Origin of the sequence: Actinokineospora spheciospongiae (genome assembly GCF_003182415.1) — a bacterium.
GTDB lineage: Bacteria > Actinomycetota > Actinomycetes > Mycobacteriales > Pseudonocardiaceae > Actinokineospora > Actinokineospora spheciospongiae.
On record NZ_QHCP01000003.1, the window covers coordinates 802,226 to 814,887 of the forward strand.

The following is a 12,662-nucleotide window of genomic DNA, read 5'->3' on the forward strand; positions in this document are numbered from 1 at the left end:
TCATGCAGTGGCGCAAGTCGAGCTTCAGCGGGTCCGGCGGCAACTGTGTTCAAGTGCGGCAGGACTTGGCCGCCGTCCGGGACAGCAAGAACCCGGTCGGCCCCGTGCTCGCCGTCGACCTGTCCCGCCTGTCGGCCGTCGTCAAGTCCGGCAAGCTGGACCGCTGACCGACCCCGCTCGGCTCCCGCACGCCCCCTGCGTCGGGAGCCGGGCTGGTCACCTGCTCAGAGGTTCATCCACGCCCCGTCCGGCATGTCCGGATCGGCGTACTCGGGAAAATGAATCGTCACGTGTCGGATGTTGGAACGATCCGTGCCATTGGCGGTGATCGTCACCTTCTGCTCTCGGGAGTCGGGCAGGAGAAGGGATTGTGCGGTCGTCGTTCCACCGCCGGTGACACTCAGCGTGCTCACGTCGAGCACTCCATCGAACAGGACCGCCTCGCCTGTGCTCGGAGTCCCGTCCCGGACGTCGACGATGACGAACTCCGAGGTGTCATCGATGCTGATGAAAATCATTCCTGGAGATGTGGCGACACCGCGCTCGAATTCCGCATCGGTCCATTCCGGCCAGGTGTCGGGGTCCGACTTGTAGTCGCCGAGACACACCTGCCCGTGGGACGGGCGGACCGGCTGGCGCAACAACAGCATGGCTACCCCTCGAACTCTTCGGTGGCGATCTGGCCAGGATTGATGATGACGACCAGGAACGCGTCGCCGTCCTGCAACCGGTTGACAGTGTAGGCGCGTCCCACCGCGCCGCCTTGCCGGTTCTGCTCGATGGTGGGAACACCTTGCGTGCTCGCACCCGGCCCGCCTTCCTTCGCGGACTTGAAGGGGTATTCGTCGCACGACTTCGGCTTCAGCTCCGCCAGCCGAGCAGGCGTGCACACCGAGCGGTTCTTCAGCTCGCGCGCCTTCAGGTCCACTTCGTAGTGGAGTAGGGCAGGCTGTCCGGTCGACCACGCCACAGATATGTGGCGGGCGATGTACGGCATCTTCTCGGCGTCGATCGGGACCACAGGAAGGTCTTTGCAGCGCCGGTCCTTGGTGAGTTGCTCAGGCGTGCACTCCTTGACCCGGCCCCGAAAGCTGGGTGGAACCAGAACCTCGTCCGCTTCTTTTTCCTCGATGTCTACCGAGTTGATCACCTCCTGTGCGATATCGGTTTGAGTCACTGCGACGACCGCCCCGACCGCAAGCAGGATGGGCAACAACCCGCTTTTGGTTTTCGTGCTCATGTCTCCCCCGTGCCACGCGTGAAGACTGTTCGACCGTCGTATGAGCATCCCAGGGTGCATCGGCAGGATGGGTGGTTTCGCGGGGCCGAACGAAAGGTGAACCTGAACGGCCCAGTGGAGGGCGTGGTCTCGCCATTGGGTTGCATCCTCGACCATGCCGCAACCCAAGCCCTTTCCACTGCCGAAAGTCAGACTATGCTCCGATCGATCCTGAGGGAGGCGTGATCATGGAGTGGCGCAAGTCGAGTCGTAGTGACGATGCCAACTGCGTGCAGGTCAGGCAGGACTTGGCCGCCGTCCGGGACAGCAAGAACCCCGGTGGCCCCACCCTTGCCGTCGACCTGCCCCGCCTGTCGGTCGTCGTCAAGTCCGGCAAGCTGGCCCGCTGACCAACCCCCGCTCGGCTCCCGCACGCCCCCGAGTCGGGAGCCGAGCAGGTCACCGACGAGGGGCGGTTCGCCGTGGTCGGAACTCCGCCCGAGTCCTACCGGACCCGGGCCGGTTCGCGGGCGTACACGTTCCGGTAGGCGGACGGGGTCAGCCCGCAGTGCTGGGCGAAGTGGGTGCGGAGGTTCTGGGCCGTGCCGAAGCCGCTCCTGCGGGCCACCTCGTCGATGGTGGCGCCGTTGTGTTCGAGGAGCTGCTTGGCGCGGTCGATCCGGGCCAGTTGGAGCCACCTCATCGGCGGCAGGCCGGTTTCCGCGACGAAGCGGCGGATGAACGTGCGCTGGGACAGGTGCGCGTGGGCGGCGAGTTCGCGGAGCAGGAGCGGCTCGCCGAGGCGTTCCAGCGCCCAGGCGCGGGTCGCGGCGAGGGACGTGCCCGCCGCCGCGGGGAGGTGGTGTTCGATGAACTGCGCTTGGCCGCCTTCGCGGTGGGGTGCGGCGACCACGTTGCGGGCGGCCTGGTTGGCGACGGTCGCCCCGTGGTCCTTGCGGATCAGGTGCAGGCAGAGGTCGATGCCCGCGGCCGTGCCCGCCGCGGTCAGCACGGTCTCCTCGTCGACGTAGAGCACCCCGCGGTCCACGGTGACGTCCGGGTGCTCCCGCGCGAGGCGGTCCGCCTGGCTCCAGTGGGTGGTCGCCCTCCGCCCCGCGAGGAGACCGGACTGCGCGAGCGCGAACGCGCCGACGCAGAGCGACACCACGCGGGTCGAGCGGTCGTGGCAGGCGCGGAGGGCCTCGGCGACGCTTTCCGGGATGCCGCGGTCGAACGCGTAGCCGGGGACGATGACGGTGTCCGCCGCCGCCAGTTCGGTCAGCGCGCCCGCGGCGGAGAGCCGCAGACCGCTGTCGGTGGTGACGCCCTGCCGCGTCGGTGTCACCACCGACAGCGCGTAGCGGTCGCCGAGGGTGCCCATGGTCATGAACGGCATGCCCAGCTCGAACGCGAGCACCCCGTCGAGGGCGAGAACCGAGACGCGATGACCGACCATGGCAATAACATAACCCAAGTTGTCAATCTTGCCAGTGGTTGTCTGTGCCCGCAGCGGCCATGGTTGGTGCATGACCACTTCCACACCCGGATTGTCACTACCCGACCTGCTGTCCTCGCCGCTGCGCCAGGCGGCCGTCGACCACGTGCTCGCCGCCGAGGAGCGGTCCGTCGCGCACCACAGCCTCCGCAGCTACCTCTTCGCCACCAAGGCCGCTGACCTGCGCGGGCTGCGAAGCGGCGTCGACTACGACGACGACACGCTGTTCTACGCGACCGTGCTGCACGACCTCGGGCTCTCCGACGAGGGCGAGGCCCGGCCGGACCGCTTCGAGGTCGCGGGCGCCGACCTGGCCGCGGAATTCCTGACCGGGCACGGGATCGCCGCCGAGGTGGTCGACACCGTGTGGGACGCCATCGCCCTGCACACCAGCCCCGGCATCACCACCCGCCGCGGCGTCGTCTGCGACCTCACCCACGTCGGCACCGGACTCGACTTCGGCCACAACGCCGACGACATCACCGACGAGGAAGCCGCGGTGATCAACGACGCGTTCCCCCGGCTGGACATCAACACGTCCATCGGCAGGCAGATCGTGGAGCAGGCCGAACGCAACCGCGGCAAGGCACCGCACCTGTCCGCCGCCGACTACTTCCACCACGCCGTCCACGGTTTCGACATGGGCTTCATGTCCCGCTGGGGCGCGGCCTGACCTCCCGAGGAGGAACGATGGACCACCGCCTCTTCACCATCCTGCGGGTCGCCGACCTCGACCGCGCCAAGGACTTCTTCACCGCGATCGGGCTCGACTTCGACCCGGCCTTCACCAACGACGACTTCGCCACGATGCTCGTCGGTGACGCCCAGGTGCTGCTGCACATCCCGTCGTCGTTCGAGGTCGTCACCAAGAAGCACGCCGTCGACACCGCGACCGACACCGAAGCCGTGTTCGGCATCTTCGTCGACAGCCGCGACGAGGTCGAGCGCATCGTGGACCGCGCCGTCGCGGCAGGCGGCCGGGAGTACTCCGCACCGTGGGACGCGGACTTCTTCTACCAGCGCGTCTTCGAGGACCCCGACGGCCACCAGTGGGAGATCTGCTGGGTCAAGAACACCTCGGCGGGCTGAGAACACACCGGGCGGACAGTCCCCGACCCGGACCCGGCATCATCACCGCGATGAGGGGCTGTGGCCGTGGTGCGGCGCAGGTCGCCTACCCAGGTGTTCAGCCAAGCGCCGTCCGGTATGTCCTGGGCGGCTTCCCAGGCATTGGCCCGGCGGACTGTGTACAGCCGGGTTGCATGTCTCACTCCTGACTTCATCCAAACGGCGCGTACGGCGCACGCCTGGCTGTTAGGTTCGCCGTCCTAGAGGCAGGAGATCGGGGATGAGTGGGTCGAGGTCAACCGCGGTCGTGTGCGCCATGGTGGCGGAGGTCCTGTTGGTCGGGTTGGTGGTGCTCGGCGGGCTGAGCCCGTCATTGGGTGCCGCGTTGGCGGCGGTGGGGCCACGGGTGGTGTTGGTCGCAGGTCTTGTGCTGACCGCGCTGGGTGCGGTTTCACTGTTCGCACCGGTGCCCAGGGGCGGCCGGGTCGTGCTCGCTGTGTCGCTCGCCGGGGCCGCCGGGGGTGTGGTTGTGCTCGGGTTCGGGGCACTGGCCGACTCCGACGCCTCGGGGGTGGCCATCCTGCTGCTCGCCGCGGCCGTCGCCATGGCCGCGTTGGCTGCCGCCCTGCCCCGTGCCCAGTCGCGTGATGACCGGAGAGTGTGAGATGGCAGAAGACCTGCTTGCCGAACTCGGCAAGTTGCAGCAGTACGCGGCTGGGCTCAGTGGCCTGCTCGCCGAGGCGTAGGCGGAAGCGCCGCGCTCGACCGAGGGGACCGACCGCTCCGGCTCCATCCGGGTGGTGCTCGGCCGCGACGGCCTGCTCGAAACGCTCCGGGTCGATGCCAACTGGAATCGGGCGTTGGAAGCGGAGGCCTTCGGGTCTGCGGTGCTGGAGGCCTTCCAGGCGGCGACGGGGGAGCGGCTCGCGGAGTGGACCCGCACCCAGCAGGCTCTCGGCCTGCAAGCCGAGGTCGACAACTTGCGCACCGTCCCGACGCCCGTCTCCGGCGAGATCCCGCTCGCGTTCCGGCGCTCCGCCGGGCAACCGCCGCCGCGTCCTCTCGGCGACCTCGCCGAGGACTTGATCTCCGCGTTCGACGAAGTCGGCCGCGCACCTGCCCCGAAACCCGCGACGGGCACCGGCTCGGCGGCGGGCGGGAAGGTGACGCTGACGCTGTCGCCGTCCGCGCTCGTGTCCTGCACCGCCGACCCGGCCTGGGTGTCGCGGCAGACTGCCACGATGCTCACCAATGCCCTGCTGGAGGCGCTGGCCGCCGCCCGCGCCTCCCTGCGCGAGGCCGCGCCCGCGCCCGAGTCCCCGCTCAACGACCTGCTGTCGGAGGTCTTCGCCATCCTCGGCGACCCCGGCCGCCTGCGCCCCTGAGGAGTACCGCCATGACCATCCCGAGCAAGGCGAGCATCCGGGTCGCCACCGACGCGCTGCGCGCCGAGGGTGCCGTGTGGTCCGCGCAGGCAGGCGTCCTCGACACCCTGGCGGGCAAGGCCGAGGGCCTGCGGCTGACCAGGATCGAGGCAGGCCTGTTCCAGGTGGTCTTCTCCGCCTATGAGGAGGCGGTCACCACCGTCACCGACCGAGCTCGCGAGGGCTCCCGGCGCATGGACGAGATCGCCGCGACGCTCATCCAGGTCGCCAACACCTACGACCAGGAAGAGCAGGCGAACGAGCACGGCCTGCGCAACGTCTACTGAGCAGGGGAAGCACGTGGCATTCAGCGAGGCCCAGTTCCAGGCGGCCGTCGACAAAATCAACACCGGAATGAACGACCTGTCAGCGAAGATGGGCGAGATCCTCCCGGCCGCCCGGGCGGGTGTGAACCACTGGTACGTCCCGGACTTCGTCGCCGACATGGTGATATGGTCGGCGGAGAAGGCGGTGTCCCTGGCGAAGTCCATTTGGGACAAGATCGTCGAGGTGCTCAAGGGGGTCGCCGCCCCGGTCCACTTCTTCAAGTACGCCTTCGACTGGCAGGATGTTCGCGGCTTGGCAAGTGACGTGGTGGGTTCGGTGAAGCCGGAGGCCCTCACCGGCACCTCGGCCTGGCACGGTTCGGCTGCGGACGCCTACCGCAAGAACATCCCCCCGCAGGGTGCGGCGGCGACCCGCGTCGGCACGGTCGCGGACAAGGCGTCGGTCGCACTGGGCATCTGCGCGGCGGCAGGCTTGGCGTTCTACATCGCGATCGGCGTCATCCTGGTCAAGTTCATCGTGGCCATGATCGCCGTGGTGGCGGCCATGGGCTCGGTGGCCTTCTCCTGGGCGGGCGTGGCCTTGGCGGTGGAGGAAGCGGGGGTCAACACCGGCCTCATCATCGCCGCCATCAGCGCCCTCACCGCCGTCCTCGGCGCCCAAGCCCAGCAATTGGTCGCCCTCCACGGCGAAGCCCGCGACAACAGCGTCTTCCCCGGTGGCACCTGGCCCGACCCGGTAGCCGCCACCTATGGCGATGGCACAGTGAAAGATGGAAACGCAACCTGGTCCCTTGCCTGATTCCGACCTTGTCCCCGCCTTCTCCGGCACCCGCATACCACCGCGTAGGGAATCGAGTTCCTTCCCGGCGCGGGGTATGTGCCCCGTGGAGCACCGATCTTGTGCCCGCTGCACGAACTCCCCAGCGCCCGGTTCAGCCTGCGGGGAACAGGGTGGAGCCGAGTGGCCGCTGCCGGTCGAACCCCGGGAGCACCAGGAAGGTCGCGCTCGCCGTGGTCGTGGTGAACGGGAGGAGCGCGTCGGAGCGCTCCATGTGGGTGAGGGTGGTGGTGAAGGTCCGCAGGTCGTTCTGGAAGCTGATGAACAGCAGGCCGGGGGCGGGGTCGTCGGTGCTGTAGGAGCGGCGGAGCATGAGGCCGACGCCGATCGCCCCGGCGTGCGCGCGGCGCGCGTGGGCGTCGGCGGGGACCAGGTACCTGCCGTCGGGGGTCTTGGCCGCGAGGTCCGGTCCGGCGGCGGCGGGACCGCCCGACAGCGGGGCACCCGTGTCCCGGTGGCGGCCGATGACGGCTTCCTGGTCCGAAGTGGACAGACCGGCGAACCGCGGCAGGTCGAGCTCCATGCGGCGGAGCACGGCGATGGTGCCACCGGCCACCGGCGGCGGTGCGGCCAGCCACAGGTCCCGTTGCCGCTCGGCGGGTGTGTGCGGTCCCACGATGCCGTCGACGAACCCCAGTTGGTTCCGGGGCGCGGTGCGCCCCTCGGCCAGGGCGGTGCCCGGGCCGCGCCTGCCGGACTGCCGCCAGCGCTCGCGGACGCCCGCCCGGCCCAGGAGTGCCGCCGCCGCGACCGACAGCAGCGGGGCTTCGCTCGCGCACACCTGCACCAGCAGGTCACCGCCGCGTTCCCGGTCGGCGACCTGCTCCCGGGCGAACGGCGGCAGGTCCGCCGCGCCGGGCAGCGCCGGGTCGGCCAGCCGGACGACCCGGGGGCCGATCCCGACCGTCACGGTGAGGTCGCCCGGCGCGAGGCCGAGCAGTCGCGGGTCGGTGCCCGCGGTGAGGGCGAGGACGGTCCGGCCGAGTTCGGCCAGCAGCGGTCCCACCGCCGTGGTGTCGTCGAGGTCGGCCACGACCGCGAGCAGGTTGGGTTGGGCGTCCCGGGGTTCGGCGATCCCCGCCTGGTGCTCGCCCGTCGCGGGAGGCTGGGCCGCGGGCGCGGGTCGGCCGGGCGGTCCGCCGGAACGGCTTTCGCACCCGGCGACGAGACCGGCGGTCACCGCGGCACCCGCGGCGCCGAGGAACGTCCGACGTGACGGGTGGCGGTTCACGGACCGCAGCGTGCCACACGCCGCTCGACGCGGGCCAGTTCCGGGCCGTGCCAGACTCGGTCCATGCCTCGTGTGGGTTTTCGTTTCCGGGCCGCGCTTCTGGTCGTTCTGGCGGTGTCGCTCCCCGGTTGTTCCGGCGACGACAGCGCACGTCAGGGCGACCGCCCCGCCGGTGAGCGCGTCACGATCCGGGTTCCGGCCGACGCGCCGACGATCTCGGCCGCGGTGTCCCTCGCGCAGCCGGGGGACCTCGTGCTCGTCGCGCCCGGGGTGTACCACGATCGAGTGAAAATCACGACGCCGGACATCACCCTCCGGGGCGAATCCCGCAATGACGTGGTCCTCGACGGGCAACTGCGGCAGTCGAACGGCGTCGTCGTCGCGGCGTCCGGGGTGGCGGTGGAGAACCTGACCGTCAAGGGGAACACCCAGAACGGGGTCCTGGTCACGGGTTCGGCCAAGGCGATCGACGGCGCGCCGGGCGAGGGCGGCTACGACACCGGCGACGAGGAGGTCCACTTCGTGGAGTCGTTCCTGGTCTCGCACGTGACCGCCACCGGCAACGGCCTGTACGGCATCTACGCGTTCTCCGCGCGCAACGGCGTGATCGAGGGTTCGTACGCCTCCGGGAGCGCCGACTCCGGGATCTACCTCGGGCAGTGCAAGCCGTGCCGCGTCGTGGTGCGCGACAACGTCGCCGAGCTGAACGCGATCGGTTTCGAGGGGACCAACGCCAGCGGTGACGTGTACGTGGTCGGCAACCGCTTCTCCGGCAACCGGGTCGGCCTCACCACCAGCTCCGACCACCAGGAGAAGTTGCTGCCGCAACAGGGTTCCGTCATCGCGGGCAACCTGGTCGCGGCCAACCAGCAGGCCGCCACCCCCGAGCAGGCGGACGGCGGGTGGGGCACCGGTGTGGGCATCGACGGCGGGAGCGACAACCGGGTGATCCGCAACCGCATCACCGACAACGCCAACGCGGGCCTGGTGATCACCGCCACCCAGGACCTCCCGGCGAACGGCAACCAGGTCCTGGACAACGTCTTCACCGCCAACGGGGTCGACGTGGCCTGGACGTTCCCCACGCAGACCAAGGGGTACGGCAACTGCCTCGGCGACGCGGACACGCGCACCGTGCCCGCCGGGCTCGCGGCGGTCGCCCCCTGCCCGGCGACCGCCGGGTCGCCCTCCCCGTCCGGGGTGCTGACCGGCCCGCGCCCACCCCGGGGCATCCCGTTCACCGACGTGGCGGCACCGCCCGCGCAGCCCCAGATCCCGAACACCGCCGGGGCGACCGCGGTGCCCGCCGTCCCCGCACTGCCCGACCTCGCCGGTGTCCCGGCGCCGTCGGCGTCCCTGCTGGCCGACCGCGCGCTGGTGCGGGTGTCCTAGGGCGGCCGTCACCGCGGCGGGGCGATCCCGGGGACCGGGGGCACCGCGGCCCGGCTGTGCGTGTCGAAGTCGACGACGACCGGTTCCGGCTCGGAGGCCACCGCGGCCCGGACCCGGTGCATGGTGCCGTCCTGCCCGAGCCAGTAGCGCACCGAGCCCGCCGTGGCCGCCCGGTCCCGGGTGCCGGGACCGAGCACGACGTCGACCCGGTGACCGTTCACCTGGTCCTGCCCGATCCAGGCGGCGCCGTTCTGCGGGAGCAACTGGGCGTTGTCCGGCCGGTCGCTGCCGAGCCCGAGCACGATGGCCAGGGCGGTGTCCAGTGTGCTGCCGGATGTCAGGAGTGGACGGTGGTGCCACCCCGTCGTGGGTGGCGTGGTCGGCGCCTGCGTGGGTGTTTCCCCCATCGGGTGAACGAACACAGTGGTCCTCGACCACTCGATCAGCCCATCGCCGGAGGTGTTGCGCCCGGTTCCGCGCACCACGCCGTATCCGAGTTGGGTTCGGTAGTCCACCGATCCGGTGATGACCAGGCCACCCGCCGGGTCCGGCACGGTGATCGTCACCGCGCGCCCGCCCGCCTCGAAGTTGCGGAACCGCGCGATCGCCAACCGGTCGGCCTCGTCCGCGGTCAGCGCGCGCGGTCCCGCCACATCCGTTGTCCCGCAAGCGGTGAAGGCCACGGCCACCGCGACGACCACCGCGGCGGCGAGCCCGGTGAGGACCGCGATCCGCCGCCGCGACCGCTGGGCGGTTTCCCTGGGGATCGGCATGACCGTCGAGGCTAACAGCGGTTCGGATTCACCCGAAAGTTCACCCGCTTCCCCGTAGCGGGTAGGCGCGCGTTCTGGTTTCCTGGTTCGGCTCGGTTGCACGCGCGACCCGCCGCGTGCCTTCAACCCGAACCGGATGTGTTGCCCGGTAACGGGAAACCATCCACGGCAAGGGGACAACTGTGGCTGTGCGCGGAGCCGGTAAGACAAGAGACCACAGAACGCGGACCGGCGCTCGTCGACTGGCCCGGGTGGGGTTGTCCGGTCTGCTGCTGTTCGGGTGCGCCTCGGGCACGGTGGTGGCGGGCGGCGCCACGGCCGCCGCGTCGACCACGGACGGCACCCTGACGGTCCAGGTGCTGCGGGACTTCTTCGGCACCGGCGTCATCAACACGACGATGGACACGCCGCAGCAGGGCATGACCGTCGAGGTGACCGACGTGGCGGGCCACAGCATCCGGGCGTCGACGGACGCGACCGGCAAGGTCGTCGTACCGCCGTCGGCGGAACTCGTCGGCGGCCAGTACCGCGTGGACGTGTCGATCCCCGCCCGGTACGGCGACCACCTGCGGGCGGCGCCCGCCTCGACGAAGCCCGACCACTTCGACAGCTTCACCTCCTTCGCCGACGTCCGCGACGGCGAGGACCGGTCGGTGATCACCGGGGTGTGGAACCCGGCCGACCACACGCTGCCCGACAGCCGCTACTACGTCCCCGTGCAGAGCCCGGCCGTGAACCGCGACGGCAGCCCGGCCGACCCGGGCGGCCGGGCGCTGGTGGCGTTCGACCAGGGGGCGCGCGGCACCTGCCCCGACCAGGTGGCGTGCCCGACGGTCGTCAACACCCAGGCCCAGGTCGGCACCACCTGGGGCCTGGCCTACGACAGGGACCGCAAGCGCGTCTTCCAGTCCGCCTTCGCCAAGCGCTTCACCCGGTACGGCCCCGGCGGTGGCGGCGCGATCTACGCGACGCCCGCCGACGGCTCGGCGCCACCGGTGCTGTTCGCCACGGTGCCCGGTGCCGCGACGACCGAGCACGGCGCCGTCGACATGCGCAAGGACCCGGCCTTCGTGGACGTGCCGGGCAAGGAGGGCCTCGGCGGCCTCACCGTGACCGAGGACGGCAAGACCCTCCACGCGGTGAACCTGCTGACGCGCGAGCTGGTGAGCTTCGACGCCACCGCGGCGACCGCGCCGGGCGTGGCGAAGACCGTGCCCATCCCCGACCCGGGGTGCGCGGCGGCGACCGACTGGCGGCCGTTCGCCCTCACCGCCCACGACGCGAAGCTCTACGTCGGCGGCGTGTGCTCCGCCGAGAGCACGCAGGACCGGGCCGACCTCGAGGTCTTCGTCCACGCCTACGACGGTTCGACGTTCACCGAGGTGCTGTCCCACGGGCTGGCGTACCCGCGCGGCTACGTGATCCCCTCGCGCACCCACCCCGACACCAACCACTGGAACCCGTGGAACACCGACCCGGCGAGCTGGGACGAGCGCAACCGGGAGGGCGTCTTCATCGATCCGCAGCCCGAACTGGCCACCATGGCCTTTACCAGGGACGGCTCGCTGGTCCTGGGGTTCCGCGACCGGTTCACCGACGTCCTCGGCGCGGGCGGCTTCGACCCGCGCCCGGCCGTCGACACCCCGCAGTCGGCCATGTCCGGTGGTGACATCACCATGGCCTGCGCCAAGCCCGGTGGCGGGTTCGACTGGGAGGGCACCGGCGAGTGCCCCAACCACGGCACGTCGGCCAACAACGGCAGGCAGCCCGACGGCGTCGTCGAGTACTTCCACGGCGACTTCTTCGACCCGGGCCGGTCGGGCAGCGGCACCCACCAGGAGACGGCGCAGGGGTCGGTGGCCTACATCCCGCAGCAGCAGTGGGTCGTCAGCACCGAACTGGACCCGGCCAGGGACGTGAACTCCAACGGGGCGGGCTTCTACGACGTGGACACCGGTGTCGGCCCCGGCCACGAGAACCCCACCCACGGCTACCAGTTCGTCGGGCCCCGCGACAACGGCTTCGCCAAGGCGGGCGGCCTCGGCGACATCGCCTACCAGACCGCGAACGCGCCGGTCCAGATCGGCAACGTGGTCTGGTTCGACGGCGACCACAACGGCGTCCAGGACCCGTACCACGAGGACGAGGTGCCGCTCGAAGGCGCGACCGTGCACCTGCTGGACGCCGAGGGCAAGCAGCTCGCTACCACCCGGACCGACGCCGCGGGCGAGTACTACTTCGGCGGGGTCGGCGCCACCCCCGAGCTGACGAGGGGAGCGCGGTACACGGTGCGGTTCGACGTGTGCACCGCGGCGACCGACAACGTCCCCGGCACCCCACCGGCGGAGGACCTGCGCTTCACGCTCCCGACCGCCGGTGACGACCGGACCCGCGACTCCAACGTCACCCCGCCCACCACCGGGAAGCTCTGCGACGGGTCCACCCCCGTCACCGCGCCCGCCGAGGCGGGCGGCGTCGACCACACGATCGACGCCGGGGTGCACATCCCGAAGCCCGACCCGCCCACGACGCCGCCCACCAGCGGGGCACTCCCCACGAGCGAGGCGGTGTCACCCGTCGAGCCGGGGGCACCCGAGCAGCCGTCGAGCCGGGCGGACGAGGATTCCCTGGCGCACACCGGCCTCTCCGCGCTGCCCGGTCTGGTCTTCCTCGGTGCCCTGGCCGTCGTCGCGGGCGTGGCGCTGCGCGTCGTCAGCCGCCGACGCCGCACCGGCTGACGCCGACCCGCCGCGCCGTGCGCGAGATCGAGCCGGTGATCTCGCGCACGGCTAGGGCCTGTCCTGCGGATCTTCACTTGAGATGGAGGACGATGCAGGCGGGGATGATCTCGGCTCGGTGGTAGGCGGCTCGTTTGGCGAACCTGGTGGCCAGGCCGCGGAACTGCTTGAGCCGGTTGAAACAGCGTTCGACGACG

At 70.9% G+C, this 12,662-nt stretch carries 15 protein-coding genes; 10 read left to right on the forward strand and 5 right to left on the reverse strand.

What is annotated here, in order from left to right:
• Window positions 1-2 precede the first annotated feature (2 nt).
• Window positions 3-167, forward strand: coding sequence for a DUF397 domain-containing protein (locus DFQ13_RS11085; RefSeq protein WP_084176220.1), 165 nt, complete (start codon window positions 3-5; stop codon window positions 165-167).
• A 57-nt stretch (window positions 168-224) separates the two neighbouring features.
• On the opposite strand, the gene DFQ13_RS11090 is transcribed toward DFQ13_RS11085, so the two are convergent.
• Both DFQ13_RS11090 and DFQ13_RS11095 read right to left on the reverse strand, forming a co-directional pair.
• Entirely contained in the window at window positions 225-650 is a 426-nt protein-coding gene (locus tag DFQ13_RS11090; protein ID WP_035286681.1) for a hypothetical protein, read from the reverse strand.
• Window positions 651-652: 2 nt separating this feature from the next.
• Window positions 653-1,240 carry a NucA/NucB deoxyribonuclease domain-containing protein gene (locus DFQ13_RS11095; RefSeq protein WP_035286682.1) on the reverse strand — a complete coding sequence of 196 codons (588 nt, stop codon included), beginning with the start codon at window positions 1,238-1,240 and terminating at the stop codon, window positions 653-655.
• 227 nt (window positions 1,241-1,467) lie between these two features.
• On the opposite strand from DFQ13_RS11095, the gene DFQ13_RS11100 reads away from it, so the two are divergent.
• Window positions 1,468-1,629: a DUF397 domain-containing protein gene (locus tag DFQ13_RS11100; RefSeq protein ID WP_110079753.1), complete on the forward strand. Its 162-nt coding sequence runs from the start codon at window positions 1,468-1,470 to the stop codon at window positions 1,627-1,629.
• Window positions 1,630-1,724: 95 nt separating this feature from the next.
• On the opposite strand, the gene DFQ13_RS11105 is transcribed toward DFQ13_RS11100, so the two are convergent.
• On the reverse strand, window positions 1,725-2,675 hold the full coding sequence (locus DFQ13_RS11105; protein ID WP_110079675.1) for a GlxA family transcriptional regulator: 951 nt from the start codon (window positions 2,673-2,675) through the stop codon (window positions 1,725-1,727).
• A 70-nt stretch (window positions 2,676-2,745) separates the two neighbouring features.
• On the opposite strand from DFQ13_RS11105, the gene DFQ13_RS11110 reads away from it, so the two are divergent.
• The 6 genes from DFQ13_RS11110 to DFQ13_RS11135 all read left to right on the forward strand — a co-directional run bounded on the left by DFQ13_RS11110 (window position 2,746) and on the right by DFQ13_RS11135 (window position 6,292).
• A complete protein-coding gene (locus DFQ13_RS11110; protein ID WP_110079676.1) occupies window positions 2,746-3,387 on the forward strand; it encodes an HD domain-containing protein in 642 nt (213 codons plus the stop codon).
• Between the two features lie 17 nt (window positions 3,388-3,404).
• The gene (locus DFQ13_RS11115; RefSeq protein WP_035286684.1) at window positions 3,405-3,803 is read left to right on the forward strand and encodes a VOC family protein; all 399 of its coding nucleotides are present in this window, start codon (window positions 3,405-3,407) and stop codon (window positions 3,801-3,803) included.
• A gap of 259 nt (window positions 3,804-4,062) precedes the next feature.
• Complete coding sequence (locus DFQ13_RS11120) at window positions 4,063-4,446, forward strand: hypothetical protein (RefSeq protein WP_035286685.1); 384 nt, start codon at window positions 4,063-4,065, stop codon at window positions 4,444-4,446.
• Between the two features lie 196 nt (window positions 4,447-4,642).
• Window positions 4,643-5,167, forward strand: a complete 525-nt coding sequence (locus tag DFQ13_RS11125; protein WP_146241194.1) for a hypothetical protein — start codon at window positions 4,643-4,645, stop codon at window positions 5,165-5,167.
• An 11-nt stretch (window positions 5,168-5,178) separates the two neighbouring features.
• Window positions 5,179-5,493, forward strand: a complete 315-nt coding sequence (locus DFQ13_RS34395) for a hypothetical protein (protein ID WP_035286687.1) — start codon at window positions 5,179-5,181, stop codon at window positions 5,491-5,493.
• Window positions 5,494-5,506: 13 nt separating this feature from the next.
• Entirely contained in the window at window positions 5,507-6,292 is a 786-nt protein-coding gene (locus DFQ13_RS11135) for a hypothetical protein (protein ID WP_110079677.1), read from the forward strand.
• A 133-nt stretch (window positions 6,293-6,425) separates the two neighbouring features.
• On the opposite strand, the gene DFQ13_RS11140 is transcribed toward DFQ13_RS11135, so the two are convergent.
• Window positions 6,426-7,562 (reverse strand): Dyp-type peroxidase, encoded by a 1,137-nt coding sequence (locus tag DFQ13_RS11140; RefSeq protein ID WP_233438348.1) that lies wholly within the window; start codon window positions 7,560-7,562, stop codon window positions 6,426-6,428.
• A 285-nt stretch (window positions 7,563-7,847) separates the two neighbouring features.
• Between DFQ13_RS11140 and DFQ13_RS11145 the strand changes: the two genes are divergently transcribed.
• On the forward strand, window positions 7,848-8,954 hold the full coding sequence (locus DFQ13_RS11145) for a right-handed parallel beta-helix repeat-containing protein (RefSeq protein WP_233438349.1): 1,107 nt from the start codon (window positions 7,848-7,850) through the stop codon (window positions 8,952-8,954).
• 8 nt (window positions 8,955-8,962) lie between these two features.
• Here the strand turns inward: DFQ13_RS11145 and DFQ13_RS11150 are convergent, their stop codons facing one another.
• Window positions 8,963-9,727 (reverse strand): hypothetical protein, encoded by a 765-nt coding sequence (locus tag DFQ13_RS11150; protein WP_233438350.1) that lies wholly within the window; start codon window positions 9,725-9,727, stop codon window positions 8,963-8,965.
• A 251-nt stretch (window positions 9,728-9,978) separates the two neighbouring features.
• Here DFQ13_RS11150 and DFQ13_RS11155 point away from each other — a divergent pair, with 251 nt between their 5' ends.
• Entirely contained in the window at window positions 9,979-12,465 is a 2,487-nt protein-coding gene (locus tag DFQ13_RS11155) for an SdrD B-like domain-containing protein (protein WP_110079679.1), read from the forward strand.
• The last annotated feature ends 197 nt before the right edge of the window (window positions 12,466-12,662 follow it).

Excerpts from the sequence above, each read along its gene's own strand:
- DFQ13_RS11085 (WP_084176220.1), top strand. The coding sequence starts at position 3 with ATGCAGTGGCGCAAGTCGAGCTTCAGCGGGTCCGGCGGCAACTGTGTT.
- DFQ13_RS11090 (WP_035286681.1), bottom strand. The coding sequence starts at position 650 with ATGCTGTTGTTGCGCCAGCCGGTCCGCCCGTCCCACGGGCAGGTGTGT.
- DFQ13_RS11095 (WP_035286682.1), bottom strand. The coding sequence starts at position 1,240 with ATGAGCACGAAAACCAAAAGCGGGTTGTTGCCCATCCTGCTTGCGGTC.
- DFQ13_RS11100 (WP_110079753.1), top strand. The coding sequence starts at position 1,468 with ATGGAGTGGCGCAAGTCGAGTCGTAGTGACGATGCCAACTGCGTGCAG.
- DFQ13_RS11105 (WP_110079675.1), bottom strand. The coding sequence starts at position 2,675 with ATGGTCGGTCATCGCGTCTCGGTTCTCGCCCTCGACGGGGTGCTCGCG.
- DFQ13_RS11110 (WP_110079676.1), top strand. The coding sequence starts at position 2,746 with ATGACCACTTCCACACCCGGATTGTCACTACCCGACCTGCTGTCCTCG.
- DFQ13_RS11115 (WP_035286684.1), top strand. The coding sequence starts at position 3,405 with ATGGACCACCGCCTCTTCACCATCCTGCGGGTCGCCGACCTCGACCGC.
- DFQ13_RS11120 (WP_035286685.1), top strand. The coding sequence starts at position 4,063 with ATGAGTGGGTCGAGGTCAACCGCGGTCGTGTGCGCCATGGTGGCGGAG.
- DFQ13_RS34395 (WP_035286687.1), top strand. The coding sequence starts at position 5,179 with ATGACCATCCCGAGCAAGGCGAGCATCCGGGTCGCCACCGACGCGCTG.
- DFQ13_RS11150 (WP_233438350.1), bottom strand. The coding sequence starts at position 9,727 with ATGCCGATCCCCAGGGAAACCGCCCAGCGGTCGCGGCGGCGGATCGCG.